This is a genomic window from Oharaeibacter diazotrophicus (assembly GCF_004362745.1).
Taxonomy (GTDB): Bacteria; Pseudomonadota; Alphaproteobacteria; order Rhizobiales; family Pleomorphomonadaceae; genus Oharaeibacter; species Oharaeibacter diazotrophicus.
This window is the reverse complement of record NZ_SNXY01000008.1, coordinates 108,035-123,274: the sequence shown is the minus strand read 5'-3', so window position 1 is coordinate 123,274 and position 15,240 is coordinate 108,035. Positions and strand designations below refer to the sequence as shown.

The window sequence follows — 15,240 nt, the reverse complement described above, 5'->3', positions numbered from 1 at the left end:
GTCAGCTCCGCCCTGCGCCGAGGTCGATCTTGGCGGCGCCGAGGATCGGGCCGGGACGGCCGTCGACCTTGGTCTGCAGGATGACGGCGAGGCCGCCGGTGCCGGCCTGGGCGATGTCGGACAGCGGCAGTTCCACGGTGAGGGCGTCGCCGTCCCACATGCCGAGCACCTGCCAGCGGTCGACCACGTTGTGGTAGGTCACGGTCCGCCCGCCGTTCTCTCCGCGCTCGATCTCGACCTTCTGCGGGGTGCGGTAGGCGGCGATCCAGACGGCGGCGCGGGGCGCCGGCTTGCCGTCCTGGCTCGCCCGCGCCGGCACGGTGACCAGCACGCGGTCGCCGGCGATCCGGGCCTCCACCGGCACGGCGAGGCCGGTGCCGTCGCGGCGCATCGCGCGCATCATCGTCTCGATGCCGGCCTCGTCGGAGCCGACGATGTCGTCGCGGCCGTTGACCACGACCTGGGGCGTGTAGATGCCGTTGCGGCCCTGCGCCTCGGCGTAGCCGCGCTGGCGCTTGGTGAACTCGGGGCGGGCGAAGCTGTCCTTCCAGCCGAGATAGTCCCAGTAGTCGACCGCGAAGGTGAGGGCGACCACGTCGGAATCCTCGGCGAGGTGGCCGAGCACGTCGTCCGCCGGCGGGCAGGACGAGCAGCCCTGGCTGGTGAACAGCTCGACGACGCCGAGCGGTTCGGCCAGCGCCGCGGCCGGCGCGGCGACGAGGGCCGCGACGCAGCAGCAGGCCGCACCGGTGCGACGGGTCGATTTCGCGAGGGCCGACGCCACGCTGGCCATGCTGAGATCCGCTCCTTCGTTGCCCCGAGCCTAGAGGTAGGCGTCGCCCTGCACACGATCCAGTCACATGTCCGCGACGCCGAGCGGATCCGGATCGCCCGCGCCGGGCCGCGGTCAGCCGCGCCGCTTGGCGGTGACGTCGATCTCGACCTTCATCTCCGGCCGGATCAGGCCGCAGACGACCATGGTGGCGGCCGGGCGGATCTCGGCGAAGCGGGCGCCGACCACCGGGAACACCGTGTCGGCATGGGCGGGATCGGTGACGTAGTAGGTGGCGCGCACCACGTCGGCGAGCGAGAAGCCGGCCTCGGCGAGCGCCTTCGCGATGGTGTCCATGGCGTTGGCGGCTTGGTCGGCGACCGCGTCCGGCATGGACATGGTGGCGTAGTCGTAGCCGGTGGTGCCGGCGACGAAGCACCAGTCGCCGTCGACCACGGCGCGGGAATAGCCGGCGACCTTCTCGAAGGGCGATCCGGTGGAGATCAGGCGGCGGGTCATGGGCGGTCCCTCGCGGGTCAGGAGGTGGCGGGGCGGCTCGCGACCGCCATGGTGAGCCCGGCGACGACGAGCGCGAGCCCGGAGACGCGGTTGACGATGCCGAGGCCGCGGGCGCCGCGGGCGATCCGACCGATGCGGGCGCCGGCGAAGGCGTAGAGCACCACGGCGACGAACTCGAGCGCCAGCGCCACCGCGCCGAGCGCCAGGATCTGGCCGGCGGCGGGCTCGCCCGGGTCGACGAAGGGGGCGAAGAAGGCGGTGAACACCAGCATCGCCTTCGGATTGGTGACCGCGGTCAGGAACTCGCGGCGCACGAGCGCCGTCAGCGCGACGTCGCCGTCGGCGGTCGAGAGGTCGGCGGCGCCGGCGCGCAGCATCTTGACCCCGAGCCAGACCAGATAGGCGGCGCCGACCAGCTTCAGCACCACGAACACTTCGGCCGAGGTCGCCAGCAGCGCCCCGAGCCCGACGGCGGCGCCGAGCACGAAGGCGGCGAAGGCCGGGAAGCGGCCGAGGGCGGCGACGGTCGCGGTGGCGAAGCCGAAGCGGGCGCCGTGGGTCATCGCCAGCACGTTGTTCGGGCCGGGATAGCAATTCAGCGCGAAGGCGGCGGGCACGAAGATCGCCCAGGTCTCGAGGGTCATGGCTCTGGTCCACGGCGAAAGGGGCCGCCTCGCGGCGACCCCTCGGGAAACATGGGCGAGGACGAAAGGCCGGTCAGGCCCAGGGGCGTTCGGCGGCGAGCTTCTCTTCGAAGCCGGCGATCGCCGGGGCCTTCTCCATGGTCAGGCCGATGTCGTCGAGGCCGTTCAGCAGGCAATGCTTCTTGAACGGGTCGATCTCGAAGGTCACCGTGCCGCCGTCCGGGCCCTGGATGGTCTGGGCCTCGAGGTCGATCGTCAGGGTGGCGTTGGCGCCGCGGTCGGCGTCGTCCATCAGCTTCTTGAGGTCCTCCGGCGAGACCACGATCGGCAGGATGCCGTTCTTGAAGCTGTTGTTGTAGAAGATGTCGGCGAAGCTGGTCGAGATCACGCAGCGGATGCCGAAGTCGAGCAGCGCCCACGGCGCGTGCTCGCGCGAGGAGCCGCAGCCGAAGTTGTCGCCGGCGACCAGGATCTGGGCGTTGCGGTAGGCCGGCTTGTTCAGCACGAAGTCCGGGTTCTCCGAGCCGTCGTCGGCGTAGCGCATCTCCGAGAACAGGCCCTTGCAGAGGCCGGTGCGCTTGATCGTCTTCAGGTATTGCTTCGGGATGATCATGTCGGTGTCGACGTTGATGATCGGCATCGGCGCCGCGACACCCGTGAGCGTGGTGAACTTCTGCATGACCGTCCTCGAAGTCTCGACCGGCGCCGCCCTTTCCGGGCGGCCTCGTCGTCCGGCCTTCTCCTGCGGCCTGCGGGGCGAAAAATCAAGAGCGGAGGGCCGGGCGGAGCGGTTCGCAGGGGCGTGCCGTCCGCTCCCGGCGCCCGGGCCGCATCAGTCGCAGACGGCGAAGAGGCGGAAGGCCTCCTCGATCGGGTGGGGGATGTAGAGCTCGGCGACCGGCGGCTCGCCGTCGAACAGGCGCACCCTGGCCTCGTTCGTCCGCGCGTCGCCTGCGACGGGCGGCTCGACCTTGACCAGGATCGCCTTGGAGTTGAAGGCGGTCGCGGATGTGGCGGTGAACGTGCAGGCGGTGACGTCGCGCGGGAAGCGCACGAGGTAGTTGCCGACGCCGGCGTAGACGACAGCGACGCCGGGGCTGCCGTGGTCGAGCACCGCGACCGGGCGGACGCTCACCTCGAACATGCGGCCGGCGAAGGAGCCGTCGGGACCGGCCGGCCCGGTGGCGCCGCGCGGGCCGGTCGCACCCTCCGGGCCCGGCCGTCCCTCGGCACCGTCCGGGCCCGGGAGGCCCTCCGGGCCGTCGGGGCCACGCGGTCCGGCCTCGCCGGCCGGTCCGGCGACGCCCTGCGGACCGGCGTCGCCGACCGCCCCGGCACCGCCGCGCGGTCCTGTCGGTCCGGCCGGACCGCGCCGGCCGCAGTTCGCCAGTTGCACCGGCAGTACGGCGGTCGCCGCCTTCAGGACGACCCGGCAGGTGTCGGGGTGCAGGAAGCCGGACAGGCGGAAGGCGCCGTCCTTGCCGCTGGTGACCGTGAACCGGGTGCCGTCGATGGTGACGGCGGTGCCGGGCGTCGTCGTGCGGCCGACGATCACGAGGCGGCCGGCGGTGATGCCGGCTTCGGTGACGGCGAGGCCCGCGACCGCCACCGGCGCCGGAGGTTCGGCCGCCGTGGCGGGCGTGGCCGCAGCGGCGAGGAGGAGGGCCAGGACGGCGGCGGACGTTCGGGATCGATGGGACATGGCGGGTCTCCCGTATCCGGTTCGCGGATGTCGGTGTGGCGGTTCGGCGCGGCGCTCAGTTCGGGCAGACGACGACGACGTGGAACGGCGTGGGTTCGAGTGGAGGCTCGAACGTCTCGTCGAAGAAGCCCACGTCGAACGCCATGGCGAAGGCGCGGACCTCGATCTCGCCGATGCCGTTGAAGCCGACGGCCGTCGCCATGTGCGGGACGTTGGGGTCGATCGCGGTCACGGTGTGTGCGCAGCGGGTGATGTCGCGGGGGAAGCGCACGACGTAGCGCTGCCCCTGCTTCAGGAACGACGTCGCGCCCGGCGAGCCGTGGACGATCGTGCCGTCGGCGGCGACCTGGGCGAAGAAGACGCCGCCGGAAAAGCCGCCTGCCGGCCCCTGCGACCCGGCCGGACCCGGCTGTCCGGCGGGGCCGGCGGGGCCGGCCGCGCCGTCGGCGCCGCGCGGGCCGGGCGTTCCCTGGAAGCCGACCTCGCCCTCGGGGCCGTCGGGTCCCTGCGGCCCGGCGGGTCCGGCGGGGCCGGTGGCGCCCTTCGGACCGGCGGGGCCGGCGGCACCCTTCGGACCGGTGCGGCCGCAGTCGGAGATCTGGACCGGCAGGGCCGCCTCTGTGGTCCGGAGCACCACGGAACAATCGGCCGGGGCGAGCGCGACCGAGAAGGCGAAGGCGCCGTTCGCCGCCGACACCGTCCGGAACCGGGTGCCGTCGATCGAGACGGTGACGCCGCCGCGCGACGTGCGGCCGGCGATCACGACCCGGCCCTTGGCCAGGGTGGCGTTCGTGACGGCCATGGCCTTGTTGGCGGCACCGGCCTCGGCCGGCAGGTCGCCGGCGGCGACGGCGATGGCCAGCCCGAGGGCGGCGGTGGAGAGGCGGACCGGAAGCGACATCGGGTCACCCGTTCGGTGGGCGGCGGAAGGGAGGGACGCGGGACGGCGGGCGAGGCTCACGGTGCGCAGACCACGAGCAGGTTGAACGCGGCGTCGACCAGGGGAATCGCGACGCGCGATCCGCTCTTCGCGGTCTGCGCGAGATAGGTGCTGACGAGGATCGCGTTCGGATCGTCGCCGAAGCCTGGGAAGCTCGGCGGCGTCGCCGTCACCACGTAGGGAAATCCGAGCCGGTCGGTGGCGGCGGCGGCGTAGCCGCAGGCGTCGATGCCGACGGGGAATTCGACGAGGTAGCTGCCGGTGTTGACCCGGAGCGCGGTGACCCCGGCCGTGCCCGACCGCACGGTGCCGGCGGCCGAGACCGAGACGCGCATGATCTTCGCGGGGAAAGTGCCGGCGGGTCCCGCCGGCCCGGTCGGGCCCGTCGGGCCGTCGGGACCGGTCGGCCCGTCGGGACCGGTCGCGCCGGCCTCGCCGGCCTCGCCCTGCGGCCCCTGCGGGCCCTGCGGACCCTGGACGCCGGCGGCGCCGACGGGGCCCTGCGGGCCGGCGTTCCCCCGCGGACCGGCCGGACCGATTGCGCCCCGGGATCCACGCGCGCCCTGCGCGCCGCAGGCGTCGATCGGCACGACCAGAGGGCCGCGCAGGGTGACGAGCGTGACCGAGCAACTCGCCGGGTGGAAGTCGAGCGAGAAGCGGAAGGTCCGCTTGGCGTTCGAGGTCCGCACGGCGTTGGTGCCCTGGATCTGCACCCGGGTGCCGGCCGCGGCGGTGGTGCCGACGATCTCCAGCCGGCCGGCGAGATAGGTCGAGGTCGTCACCTCGAGGCCGTTGCCGGAGACGCCGGCGGCGGAGGCCGCGACGGAGGTCGCCGCCAGGACGGCGAGTGCGAACGGGGCGGCGGTCGGCCGGATCGAAGGCATGGCTCGTCTCTCCTGCCGCTCCGCCGGGGCGGCGGCTCGGGTGGCTGTCGTTGTCTGAAGGAATTCTGCCGGAGGAAGCGGGGGGACGCTGTTCCGCGGGAAACAGGCGGGCCGGAAAAGAAGCGGTCGCGGTGGCGCGAAGAAGAACCTACCGATCGGCGAAGTCGATCGGGTGAAAAACGCGCTCTCGAAGTGGCCTGTGCATCGGCGAAGAAGAAGAACTGAACAATTCGTAGCACGCACGCATGTGCCGCACCAGTGCCGATGCGAAGAATCCCTTTTCCGCCCCGGCGGCGTCGAGCCGCCGCGGACGTGCGGACGCGGTCGGCGCGCGCAGTCCGGTGGCCGTCTCGGGCAGGGAGGGATCCGCGGCGCCGGATCGGGCGGCCCGACCAGTGTCGCCGGATCGGGCGGACGTGATCAGGCGGCCATGACGAGGCCGAGGGTGGGTTCGCGGCCGAGCATCAGGTTGAGGTTCTGCACCGCCGCGCCCGAGGCGCCCTTGCCGAGGTTGTCGTAGCAGGCGACCAGCAGGGCCTGCCGGCGCGCCTCGTTGCCGAAGACGTGGATGCGCATCCGGTTGGTGCCGTTGTAGCTGCGCGGATCGAGCGCCTGCACCCGGTCGACCGCCTCGAACGGGGCGACCGACAGGAAGGCCTCGCCGTCGTAGCGTTCGGCCAGCACCTCGTGGATGCGCTTGGCCGTGACGTCGCCCGGCAGCGCCCACAGCTGCAGCGGCACCGTGGTGACCATGCCCTGGGCGAAGGCGCCGACCGCCGGCTGGAACACCGGCTCGTGGTCGATCCGGCCGTAGGCGCGCATCTCCGGCAGGTGCTTGTGCTTCAGCGCGAGGCCGTAGGGGAGATAGGGCGCCGGGTCCTCGGCCGCCTCGTAGTCCTCGATCATCTTGCGCCCGCCGCCGGAATAGCCGGAGATGGCGTTGACCGTCAGCGGCGCGTCGGCCGGCAGCAGGCCGGCCTCGACCAGCGGCCGCACGGTGGCGATGAAGCCCTGCGGATAGCAGCCGGGGTTGGAGACCCGCTTGGCGCCGGCGATGGCGCCCGCCTGCAGCGGCGTCATCTCGGCGAAGCCGTAGGTCCAGCCCTCGGCGACGCGGAACGCGGTCGAGGCATCGATGACGCGCGTCTCCGGGTTCTCGATCAGCGCCACCGCCTCGCGGGCGGCGTCGTCGGGCAGGCAGAGGATGGCGACGTCGGCGGCGTCGAGCAGCCGCCGGCGCTCGTCGGCGTCCTTGCGCTTGTCGGGGTCGATCGAGATCAGGCGGATGTCCGAACGATGCTCCAGCCGCTCGCGGATCTGCAGGCCCGTGGTGCCCGCCTCGCCGTCGATGAAGATGGTCGCCTCGCTCATGGCACGTCTCCGCAGCGGTGGCCGCACCGGCGGCCGTCCCGTCGCGGCCTTCCTATCACCGCGGGACCGCGCTGTCATGACGGCGTGCCGGCCGGTCTTGACGGGACGCGGTGGCGGCGGTTAGGTCATACGAGTTACGTTATAACGTAACATAAGCTTTGCGAGGCCGCATGACCGACCGCCGTCTCCCCGTCACCGTGCTGTCCGGCTTCCTCGGCGCCGGCAAGACCACGCTGCTCAACCACATCCTCGCCAACCGCGACGGCCGCAAGGTCGCGGTGATCGTCAACGACATGAGCGAGGTCAACATCGACGCCGAACTGGTCCGCCAGGACGGCGGCCTCAGCCGCACCGACGAGAAGCTCGTCGAGATGTCGAACGGCTGCATCTGCTGCACGCTGCGCGACGACCTGCTCGTCGAGGTCCGCCGGCTCGCGGCCGAGGGCCGCTTCGACCACCTCGTCATCGAGGGCACCGGCATCGCCGAGCCGCTGCCGGTAGCCGCCACCTTCGACTTCCGCGACGAGGCCGGCGCCAGCCTGTCCGACGTCGCCCGGCTCGACTGCATGGTCACCGTGGTCGACGCCGCGTCGCTGGTGCGCGACTATTCCAGCCGCGACTTCCTGCGCGACCGCGGCGAGACCGCCGGCGAGGGGGACGAGCGCACCCTGGTCGACCTCGTCGTCGAGCAGATCGAGTTCGCCGACGTCGTCGTGCTGAACAAGGTCGACCTCGCCGCCCCCGGCGATCTCGCCGCCGCGCGCAGCATCGTGGCGGCGCTGAATTCCTCGGCGCGGATCGTCGAGGCGGCGCACGGCCGGGTGCCGCTCGACGCCGTGCTCGACACCGGCCTGTTCGACTTCGACAAGGCGCAGACCCATCCGCTCTGGTTCAAGGAACTGAACGGCTTTTCCGACCACGTGCCGGAGACCGAGGAATACGGCGTGCGCTCCTTCGTCTACCGCGCCCGCCGGCCGTTCCACCCCGCCCGCTTCCACGCCTTCGTGAACGCGGCCCGGCCGGGGGTGATCCGCGCCAAGGGCTTCTTCTGGCTGGCGACCCGGCCCGACTTCGTCGGCGAGATCGCCCAGGCCGGCGCGCTGGTGCGCACGTCGCGGCGCGGGCTGTGGTGGGCGGCGGTGCCGCGCACGCGCTGGCCGGACTCGCCGGAATGGCGGGCGGTGATGGACCCGTATTTCGATCCGGCCTGGGGCGACCGCCGCCAGGAGATCGTCTTCATCGGCATCGATCCGATGGACGAGGCGGCGCTCCGGGCCCGGCTCGACGCCTGCCTCGTGCCGGAGGCCGGCTTCGCCCCGAAGCTGTGGGCCGGCCTGCCGGATCCCTTCCCGGCCTGGAACCGCTCGGCGGCGTGAGGCGCGCGGGCGGCGCGGGATCAGTCGGCCGCCGCCTCGACGGCGTCGATGTCGTCGTCCGAGAGGCCGAAGTGGTGGCCGATCTCGTGGACGAGCACGTGGGTGACGACGTCGCCGAGCGTCTCCTCGTGCTCGGCCCAGTAGTCGAGGATCGGCCGGCGGTAGAGCCAGACCCGGTTCGGCATCTGCCCGGTGCCGGCGACCGCGGGCGCGTGGGCGAGGCCGACGCCCTGGAACAGGCCGAGCAGGTCGAACTCGCTGTCGAGGCCGAGTTCGTCGAGTGCCTCGTCGGTCGGGAAGTCGTCGACGCGGATCTCGACGTCGCCGGTGAGGGCGCGGAACTCGTCCGGCAGCTCGGCCCAGGCCTTCTCGGCGATCGCCGCGAAGTCGTCGAGGTCCGGCGCGGCGCGGTCCATCCAGCGGGCGATGCGGGCGGCGGTGTCCTCGGCGGTCATGGCGTCTCCGGTCGTGGCGTCTCATCTCGGCATCGCCGGCCTCAGTCGTCGCGGCCGGCCGCTCAGAGATAGGTGATCGCGAGATAGACCGCGAGGGCGGCGACGGCGAGCGCGCCGAGCGCCCGCCCGACGCGTTTGGCCGCACGTTCCACCGCATCGTCGTCGGGATCGTTCACCACCCTGTCTCCGTTGGGTTGGCCGGGAGAGCCGGCTTCGTACCGGCCTGCCTCTTGCATGTCACGCACTTGCATCGGCCCGGTCGTTGCCCGCACCATCGGGATCGGCCGAGCCGAGTCGGAGAGGCATCATGACCAGACTGTTCACGGCCCTCGAGATTCCCGCCGCCGTGAGGATGGCGCTCTCCCTGCTGAAGGGCGGGCTGCCGGGGGCGCGCTGGATCGACGCCGAAAACTACCACGTCACGCTGCGCTTCATCGGCGACACCGACGGCCGCACCGCCGACGAGATCGCCGCCGCGCTCGACCGCGTCTACCGGCCGCCGTTCCGGCTGACCCTCGGCGGCCTCGACTGCTTCGCCTCGGGACGGGTGCCGCACTCGCTGGTGCTCCGGGTCGAGCCGACCCAGGCGCTGGTCGACCTCCAGGCCGAGCACGAGCGCATCGTCCAGCGCCTCGGCCTGCCCGCGGAGGGACGGCGCTACGTGCCGCACGTCACGGTCGCCCGGCTCAAGGGCGCGGCACCGGCCGAGGTGGCGCGCTGGCTCGCCGAGCACGGCGGCTTCCGCGGTCCGTCCTTCGACGTCGACCGCTTCGTGCTCTACTCGTCGCGGAGCTCGGTCGGCGGCGGGCCCTATCTGGTCGAGGAGGCCTACCCGCTCGCCGCCTGACACCCGGCGCGAGAAAGTGCGACTGCCGGTCGGAGCGGCGGCGTCGCCGCCGCTCCGGGTTTCGCGTCGACGGCGGGCCGTCAGCGGACGAGGTGGCCGCCGCGCCACTCGGCGCTCGCCGCGGCCGAGCGCGCCGACCTGACGGCCGCCGGGGCGCCCTCGGCGCGGATGTCCACCTTGGTGGTCGCCAGCGTCAGGATCGCGTTGACCGCGGCCCCGCCCAGCTCCTGCATCGCCTTGAAGTTGACGTTGCCGAAGCCGTCGCAGGCCTTGTGGTAGCACTCGTCGAAGGCCTTGCCGGCGGTGCCGCCGTAGAGCTTGACCTGCGCCTTGGTCTTCACCTCTTCGGCGCCCGAGAACAGGCCGCCCGCCGGAATGCCGGCGTCGATGAAGGCGAAGTAGTCCGAGCGGCCGTCGAACTCGGTCGGCTGGCTGGCGAGGCCCTTCTTCTTGAAATAGGCCTGGAACAGGTGCTCGATCGCCGCCGATCCGGTCGGGCCGGCGTCGCCGAGGGTGCCGTCGCCGTCGTAGACGAGGCGGGCGTAGTTGGGCGAGCCCAGCATGTCGAAGTTGAGGTTGGCCATGATCTTGGCCTTCTCGGCGTCGGACAGGGAGTCGACGTAGAAGGTCGAGCCGATCAGGCCGGATTCCTCGGCGCCCCAGAAGGCGAAGCGGACGGTGTTCTCCGGCTTGATTCCGAGGAGCTTCATGCCGACCGCGGTCGCGAGCAGCTGCGCCGTGCCGGTGCCGTTGTCGTTGATGCCCGGGCCCTCCTCGACGCTGTCGAGATGGGCGCCGACCACCACGACGCGGTCGTCGCGCACGCCCTTTCGGTCGGCGATGACGTTGAAGGTCTTGACCGTCTTGGTCTCGGCCTCGACCTTCACGTGCAGCGTCACCACGTTGCCGGCCTTGACGCGGTCGTAGAGCTCCTTGCCGACGGCGTAGCTCGTTCCCAGCACCGGGATCGCGGCCCGGCCGCCGAGTGTGCCCGACAGGGTATCGGTGCGGCCGTCCTGGCCCTCGTTGAAGATGACGGCGGCGACCGCGCCGGCGGCGGCGGCGTTGGCGGCCTTCTCGCCGAAGGTGCAGGTGCCGCGCTGGATCAGCGCGATCCTGCCCTTGGTGGACGGTCCGAAGTCGCCCGGCTTGCAGCCGCTGGCGGTGGTGCCGGCGTCGCCGGTCGGCGGCACGGTGGTGCCCTTGGCGATGATGATCCGCCCGGCGACGTCGCCGGCCGCGGAATACTCCATGGTCAGGAAGTCGGTCTCGTGGGCGAAGGCCTTGAAGGTCGGCCTGGTCTGCTCGAACACCGGCGTGCCGGTCTCGGTGAACTTGTCGTAGTCGAACACCTGCTCGCGCGGGGTCAGGCCGGCGAGGCGCAGCACGAACTTCACGTAATCGCCGGAGCGGCGGAAGCCGATCGTGCCGGAGGCGCGGGTGCCGTCGCTGATCTTGGCGATCTGCTGCAGCATCAGGAGGTGGAGGCGGGTGGCGCCGGTGCCGGCCGCCGCCTCGAGGCGTCCGGAATTGGCGGGCGTCAGGTCGGCGGCCAAGGCCGGGACCGGCGTGGCGAGGAGGGCGAGAATCAGTCCGATACTCGTCTTGCGGCGCATGTCGTCACTCCCTGCTGGCGTCCGGCGCGGCGCCCCACCGCGCGTCGCTCCGGTACGGCCACACCCTCTATCGGGGCGGAAATGAGACGGTAACGAACTCGTGAGCGGGCTTACAAGTACGGAGAGGGAGCAAGAAAAGCGTACTTATACGTAGAATGACCGACCCGGCGTCGTTCGTTCGTCTCGCGCGGAGCGTGCAGGCGATTCGTTCCCGTTGCGGCCGGCATTATTCGTCGCTGCCCGATCCGGGCGGGGCGGCGCGCACCTCGGCCAGCAGCCAGTCGCGGAAGGCCCGCACCTTCGGCGCGTGGCGACGGCTCTCGGGGTAGACGAGGTGATAGTGGCTGCCCCGGCTCCCGACGTGCGGGAACGGCCGCACCAGCAGGCCCGTCTCGATCTCGGTGCGGAAGAAGGCGGGCGTCAGCATCGCGACGCCCTGGCCGGCGATGGCCGCCCGGGCGGCGAGGGCCTGGGTCTCGACGGCGAGGTCGGTGCGCCGCGTCACCTCCGAGGCGTCGATGCCGAGGTCCTCGAACCACTGCAGCCACCAGGGATCGCGGCGGTCGATCAGCGGCAGCGCCAAGAGGTCCTCCGGTCGCCCCATCGGATGGGCGGCGAGGAGGCGCGGGCTGGCCATCGGCGTGAAGGTGACCTCGAACAGCGGGTGGACGACGAGGCCCGGCCAGCGGCCGTCGCCGCTGCGGATCGCGACGTCGACCGCGTCGCGCGCGAAGTCGACCAGGCGGGCGTTGGTATGGAGGCGGACGGCGAGGTCGGGGTGGCGGAGCTGGAACGCGCCGAGCCTTGCGGCGAGCCAGCTCATGGCGAAGGTGGCGACGCAGTCGATCACCAGCGTGCCCCCGACCGACCGGCCGGCGTCCTCGAAGGCGGCGCGCAGGTCGGCGAAGGCGCCGGTCACCCGCGGCAGCAGGCCGGCGCCGAGGGCGGTGAGCTCGACCCCGCGCGGGCCGCGCACGAACAGCGGCGCGCCGAGCCGGTCCTCGAGTGCGCGGATCTGCCAGCTCACCGCGGCCTGGGTCAGGCCGAGCTCGTCGCCGGCGCGGGTGAAGTTGCGGTGGCGCGCCGCCGCTTCGAAGCAGCGGATCGCCGCGAGCGGCGGCAGGCTGTCGGCAGGCATGAGTTCACCTTGTGGCGACCCGTCGAGGTTTCGTTGGTCGGCGGCGGTGATCCGCGCGATCCTTCCCCTTATCCCATAGATCCCACAGGGGACGCCACCATGACCGCCGCATCCTTCGCCACCACCGCCCTGCGGTGGTCGGGCCTCGCCGTCGTCCGCCTCCTCGGCGGCCCGTCGGCCCGCCTGCCCGACGCCGCCGACCTCTCCGACGACCAGCGTCGCGACGTCGGCCTCGCCGACGGCCGGCCGCCGCGCCGCCGCGATCCCTGGCGCGACTAGAGCATTCTCCGACCAAGTTGCATGACTTGGTCGATGAGAGAATGCTCCAGCGCTCTAGGCGCCGGTGTCGCGCAGCGCCGCCACGGCGTTGCGGAAGCCCGCCACGACCGCGTCGATGTCGTTGGCGGCGACGGTGACCGCCCAGCCCTCGGCGCGCCGCGCCGCCGCGTCGGCCACGGTCGTGGTGAAGATGCCGGCGGGCAGGCCGGCGGCGCGGCAGGCCGCGAGCACGCGCGCGCAGCCGGCCTCGCGGGCGGCGTCCGGATCCGGCCGGTCGGCGTAGGAGAGGCGCAGGTCCCCGGTGCCGACCAGGACGAAGTCGAGCCCGGGCACGGCCGCAATCGCCTCGGCCGCCTCGACGCCGGCCGCGGTCTCGATCATCACCCCGACGGTCGCCTCGGCGGCCCGGTCGAGATAGGCGGCGAAGCCCGCCGCGAGCGGCCGGACGCCGCCGCCGGAGCGCCGGCCGTGCGGGGGGAAGCGGGCGTGCGCGACCGCCGCCGCCGCTTCCGACGCGCTCTCGACCAGCGGCACCAGCACGCCGTCGGCGCCGGCGTCGAGCGCCGTCGAGATCGCGGTCGCGCCGTTCTCGGCGACCCGCACGATCGCCGGCGCCGCGCCCGAGGCCGCCACCGCGGCCTCGAGGCCGGCGCGGTCGAACAGGCCGTGCTGGAGGTCGAGGACGAGGCCGTCGGCGCCGGCGGCGACGGCGATCTCCGCGATCGCCGGCGCGCCGAGCGCCAGCCAGGCCAGGGCGAACCGCTCGCCGTCCTTCAGGCGTCGGGAGAAGGGCGTTGCGGCGGACATCAGCATGACACGGTCTCCGGGTGCCTGAGGCCGGCGCGGGCGAGGCGCGGCAGCACGGTCTCGGCGAAGAAGGGCAGTTCGCCGCGGTAGTCGACGAAGGAGAGGGCGGCGCCGGCGAAGCCGGCCTCCGCGATGGCCGCGATCTCGGCGGCGACGTCGTCCGGCGTGCCGACCAGCGGATAGCTTCCGGCCCCGCCGGCGAAGCGGCGGCGGTAGCGCTCGTAGGCGGCCGGGTCGTGCGAGCCGGAGAATTCCTTCTTCTTGGCCATGTGTTCGTCGACGGCGCAGTGGTCCGCCTCGGTCTCGGCGTAGCGGCGGTACCAGTCCTCCGCCTCGGCTCGGCTCTGCCGGCACACCACGTGGCAGACGGTGTGGACGCCGACGTCGCGGCCGGCCGCGGCGGCGCGTGCGGCGATGTCGGCGACGTGGGCGCGTCCGTCTTCGACGTCGGAGAAGGTGGTGAAGAGATAGTCGCAGCGCCGGGCGGCGAAGTCGCGGCCGGGTCCGCCGAAGGCGGCGTTCATGGTCGGCGGCCTGGGCAGGCGCAGGCTGGCGGGCCGGCTGACGACGCCCTTCAGGCGGTAGTATGCGCCGTCGAAGTCGAACGGCTCGGCCTCGGCATAGGCGCGCTCGACGATCGTCAGCCACTCGTCGGCGCGGTCGTAGCCGCGCGCGTCGACGCTCTGGCCGAACATGGCGAACTCGTCGGGATTCCAGCCGCAGACGATGTTCAGCCCGGCCCGCCCGCCCGAGACGTGGTCGACGGTGGCGAGCGCCTTGGCGGCGTGGAGCGGGTGGACCAGCGGCACGTGGACGGTGGCGAACAGCGCGATCCGCCGCGTCGCCGCGGCGAGCGCGGCCGCCCAGGTGAAGGTCTCGAACGACCATTCGCGCGCCCGGGTCCGGCCGCCGAAGCCGCGCCAGCGCGCGATCGGCAGCAGGAAGTCGAAGCCGGCGTCGTCGGCGATCCGCGCGGCGGCGAGGTTGTCGGCCCAGGAGGCGCGCCAGCGCTCCGGCACGGTGGTGAGCGCGAGGCCGCCGTCGGCGTTCATGGAGAAGACGCCGAGCTTGAAACGGTGCGGCCCGTCGAGCGGATGCGGCGAGATCACGGCCCTTGCTCCTCCCTCGTGGTCCCTCGGTCAGCCCGCCGCCGCCGACGGGGCGATCGAACCGGCAAAGTCGATCGCCCCGTCGGCGTCGACGGCGGCGAGGCGGCCGAAGCACTCCTCGGCGGTGTCGATGAAGCGGGCCATGCGGTCGTGGGCGGCGACGCCGTCGCGGCGCCGGAAGGCGTCGGCGAGCCGGGCGAGGCCCTCGACCACGACCGGCTGCGTCGCCGGGTCGGACAGGGTGGCGAGGCGCACCACCTGGACGTGGTCGACGAAGCGCGCGATCGCGGCGGTGAGGCGGACGTTGCGCACCGCCCCGGTCCAGGCGTCGCGGAAGGCGACGTTGGCGCGGAAGAGGCCGTCGGTGTCGCCGGCCGTCACCGCGGCCCGGGCGGCGGCGAGGGCGGTGTCGAGCCGGGCGAGTCCGTCGGCGTCGAGCGCCTGGGCGGCGTGGGCGGCGGCGCGCGGCTCCAGCAGCCGGCGCACCTCGAAGACGTCGGCGACGTCGGCGAGCGTCAGCTTCGGCCGCATGAAGCCGCGGGTGGTGCCGACGAGATAGCCCTCGTTGGTCAGCTGCAGCAGCGCCTCGCGCACCGGCATCCGGGACACCCCGAGCCGGGCGGCGATCTCGGTGTCGACGAGCCGGTCGTCGCGGCCGACGGCGCCGCGGCGGATGCGGTCGATCAGGTCGTCGTAGACCCGCGCCCGCAGGCTCTCGCTCCGTCGGGGGATGGCGGCGCCGCCCGTGTCCATTGCCGAGGACCTCGTCGATTCCGTATAC

At 73.0% G+C, this 15,240-nt stretch carries 17 protein-coding genes; 3 read left to right on the top strand and 14 right to left on the bottom strand.

Annotated features, from left to right (window positions below):
• Position 1: 1 nt before the first annotated feature.
• The 8 genes from EDD54_RS12915 to argC form a co-directional block, all read right to left on the bottom strand.
• On the bottom strand, positions 2–793 hold the full coding sequence (locus tag EDD54_RS12915; RefSeq protein WP_126539776.1) for a DUF1223 domain-containing protein: 792 nt from the start codon (positions 791–793) through the stop codon (positions 2–4).
• A gap of 114 nt (positions 794–907) precedes the next feature.
• A complete protein-coding gene (locus EDD54_RS12910; protein WP_126539774.1) occupies positions 908–1,291 on the bottom strand; it encodes a RidA family protein in 384 nt (127 codons plus the stop codon).
• A gap of 17 nt (positions 1,292–1,308) precedes the next feature.
• Positions 1,309–1,935: a LysE family translocator gene (locus tag EDD54_RS12905; RefSeq protein WP_126539772.1), complete on the bottom strand. Its 627-nt coding sequence runs from the start codon at positions 1,933–1,935 to the stop codon at positions 1,309–1,311.
• A 73-nt stretch (positions 1,936–2,008) separates the two neighbouring features.
• Positions 2,009–2,614, bottom strand: a complete 606-nt coding sequence (gene leuD / locus EDD54_RS12900; protein WP_126539770.1) for a 3-isopropylmalate dehydratase small subunit — start codon at positions 2,612–2,614, stop codon at positions 2,009–2,011.
• Between the two features lie 153 nt (positions 2,615–2,767).
• Positions 2,768–3,637, bottom strand: coding sequence for a collagen-like protein (locus tag EDD54_RS12895; protein WP_208112190.1), 870 nt, complete (start codon positions 3,635–3,637; stop codon positions 2,768–2,770).
• Between the two features lie 55 nt (positions 3,638–3,692).
• The gene (locus tag EDD54_RS23660) at positions 3,693–4,538 is read right to left on the bottom strand and encodes a collagen-like protein (RefSeq protein WP_126539768.1); all 846 of its coding nucleotides are present in this window, start codon (positions 4,536–4,538) and stop codon (positions 3,693–3,695) included.
• 56 nt (positions 4,539–4,594) lie between these two features.
• Positions 4,595–5,461 (bottom strand): collagen-like protein, encoded by an 867-nt coding sequence (locus tag EDD54_RS23655; protein WP_208112188.1) that lies wholly within the window; start codon positions 5,459–5,461, stop codon positions 4,595–4,597.
• A gap of 420 nt (positions 5,462–5,881) precedes the next feature.
• On the bottom strand, positions 5,882–6,832 hold the full coding sequence (gene argC, locus EDD54_RS12880; protein WP_126539766.1) for an N-acetyl-gamma-glutamyl-phosphate reductase: 951 nt from the start codon (positions 6,830–6,832) through the stop codon (positions 5,882–5,884).
• 170 nt (positions 6,833–7,002) lie between these two features.
• On the opposite strand from argC, the gene zigA reads away from it, so the two are divergent.
• Positions 7,003–8,208, top strand: coding sequence for a zinc metallochaperone GTPase ZigA (gene zigA, locus EDD54_RS12875; RefSeq protein ID WP_126539764.1), 1,206 nt, complete (start codon positions 7,003–7,005; stop codon positions 8,206–8,208).
• A gap of 20 nt (positions 8,209–8,228) precedes the next feature.
• Here zigA and EDD54_RS12870 read toward each other — a convergent pair whose 3' ends face one another.
• Positions 8,229–8,663 carry a metallopeptidase family protein gene (locus tag EDD54_RS12870; RefSeq protein WP_126539762.1) on the bottom strand — a complete coding sequence of 145 codons (435 nt, stop codon included), beginning with the start codon at positions 8,661–8,663 and terminating at the stop codon, positions 8,229–8,231.
• A 307-nt stretch (positions 8,664–8,970) separates the two neighbouring features.
• Here EDD54_RS12870 and thpR point away from each other — a divergent pair, with 307 nt between their 5' ends.
• Positions 8,971–9,510, top strand: a complete 540-nt coding sequence (gene thpR, locus EDD54_RS12865) for an RNA 2',3'-cyclic phosphodiesterase (RefSeq protein WP_126539760.1) — start codon at positions 8,971–8,973, stop codon at positions 9,508–9,510.
• Positions 9,511–9,590: 80 nt separating this feature from the next.
• On the opposite strand, the gene EDD54_RS12860 is transcribed toward thpR, so the two are convergent.
• Positions 9,591–11,126 (bottom strand): M20/M25/M40 family metallo-hydrolase, encoded by a 1,536-nt coding sequence (locus EDD54_RS12860; RefSeq protein WP_126539758.1) that lies wholly within the window; start codon positions 11,124–11,126, stop codon positions 9,591–9,593.
• A 226-nt stretch (positions 11,127–11,352) separates the two neighbouring features.
• A complete protein-coding gene (gene gcvA / locus EDD54_RS12855) occupies positions 11,353–12,264 on the bottom strand; it encodes a transcriptional regulator GcvA (protein ID WP_126539756.1) in 912 nt (303 codons plus the stop codon).
• 99 nt (positions 12,265–12,363) lie between these two features.
• Here gcvA and EDD54_RS12850 point away from each other — a divergent pair, with 99 nt between their 5' ends.
• On the top strand, positions 12,364–12,543 hold the full coding sequence (locus EDD54_RS12850; RefSeq protein WP_126539754.1) for a hypothetical protein: 180 nt from the start codon (positions 12,364–12,366) through the stop codon (positions 12,541–12,543).
• Positions 12,544–12,597: 54 nt separating this feature from the next.
• On the opposite strand, the gene EDD54_RS12845 is transcribed toward EDD54_RS12850, so the two are convergent.
• The 3 genes from EDD54_RS12845 to EDD54_RS12835 are packed head-to-tail and all read right to left on the bottom strand — an operon-like array spanning position 12,598 to position 15,212.
• On the bottom strand, positions 12,598–13,356 hold the full coding sequence (locus tag EDD54_RS12845) for an aldolase/citrate lyase family protein (RefSeq protein ID WP_126539752.1): 759 nt from the start codon (positions 13,354–13,356) through the stop codon (positions 12,598–12,600).
• On the bottom strand, positions 13,350–14,459 hold the full coding sequence (locus EDD54_RS12840; protein ID WP_126539750.1) for an LLM class flavin-dependent oxidoreductase: 1,110 nt from the start codon (positions 14,457–14,459) through the stop codon (positions 13,350–13,352). Before EDD54_RS12840 ends, EDD54_RS12845 begins: the two co-directional genes overlap by 7 nt.
• Before the next feature lie 30 nt (positions 14,460–14,489).
• Positions 14,490–15,212, bottom strand: a complete 723-nt coding sequence (locus tag EDD54_RS12835; protein WP_126539748.1) for a GntR family transcriptional regulator — start codon at positions 15,210–15,212, stop codon at positions 14,490–14,492.
• Positions 15,213–15,240: the final 28 nt, after the last annotated feature.

Excerpts from the sequence above, each read along its gene's own strand:
- EDD54_RS12845 (WP_126539752.1), bottom strand. The coding sequence starts at position 13,356 with ATGCTGATGTCCGCCGCAACGCCCTTCTCCCGACGCCTGAAGGACGGC.
- EDD54_RS12915 (WP_126539776.1), bottom strand. The coding sequence starts at position 793 with ATGGCCAGCGTGGCGTCGGCCCTCGCGAAATCGACCCGTCGCACCGGT.
- thpR (WP_126539760.1), top strand. The coding sequence starts at position 8,971 with ATGACCAGACTGTTCACGGCCCTCGAGATTCCCGCCGCCGTGAGGATG.
- EDD54_RS12895 (WP_208112190.1), bottom strand. The coding sequence starts at position 3,637 with ATGTCCCATCGATCCCGAACGTCCGCCGCCGTCCTGGCCCTCCTCCTC.
- EDD54_RS12835 (WP_126539748.1), bottom strand. The coding sequence starts at position 15,212 with ATGGACACGGGCGGCGCCGCCATCCCCCGACGGAGCGAGAGCCTGCGG.
- EDD54_RS12910 (WP_126539774.1), bottom strand. The coding sequence starts at position 1,291 with ATGACCCGCCGCCTGATCTCCACCGGATCGCCCTTCGAGAAGGTCGCC.
- EDD54_RS12850 (WP_126539754.1), top strand. The coding sequence starts at position 12,364 with ATGACCGCCGCATCCTTCGCCACCACCGCCCTGCGGTGGTCGGGCCTC.
- EDD54_RS12870 (WP_126539762.1), bottom strand. The coding sequence starts at position 8,663 with ATGACCGCCGAGGACACCGCCGCCCGCATCGCCCGCTGGATGGACCGC.
- leuD (WP_126539770.1), bottom strand. The coding sequence starts at position 2,614 with ATGCAGAAGTTCACCACGCTCACGGGTGTCGCGGCGCCGATGCCGATC.
- EDD54_RS23660 (WP_126539768.1), bottom strand. The coding sequence starts at position 4,538 with ATGTCGCTTCCGGTCCGCCTCTCCACCGCCGCCCTCGGGCTGGCCATC.
- EDD54_RS12905 (WP_126539772.1), bottom strand. The coding sequence starts at position 1,935 with ATGACCCTCGAGACCTGGGCGATCTTCGTGCCCGCCGCCTTCGCGCTG.
- zigA (WP_126539764.1), top strand. The coding sequence starts at position 7,003 with ATGACCGACCGCCGTCTCCCCGTCACCGTGCTGTCCGGCTTCCTCGGC.
- argC (WP_126539766.1), bottom strand. The coding sequence starts at position 6,832 with ATGAGCGAGGCGACCATCTTCATCGACGGCGAGGCGGGCACCACGGGC.
- EDD54_RS12860 (WP_126539758.1), bottom strand. The coding sequence starts at position 11,126 with ATGCGCCGCAAGACGAGTATCGGACTGATTCTCGCCCTCCTCGCCACG.
- gcvA (WP_126539756.1), bottom strand. The coding sequence starts at position 12,264 with ATGCCTGCCGACAGCCTGCCGCCGCTCGCGGCGATCCGCTGCTTCGAA.
- EDD54_RS23655 (WP_208112188.1), bottom strand. The coding sequence starts at position 5,461 with ATGCCTTCGATCCGGCCGACCGCCGCCCCGTTCGCACTCGCCGTCCTG.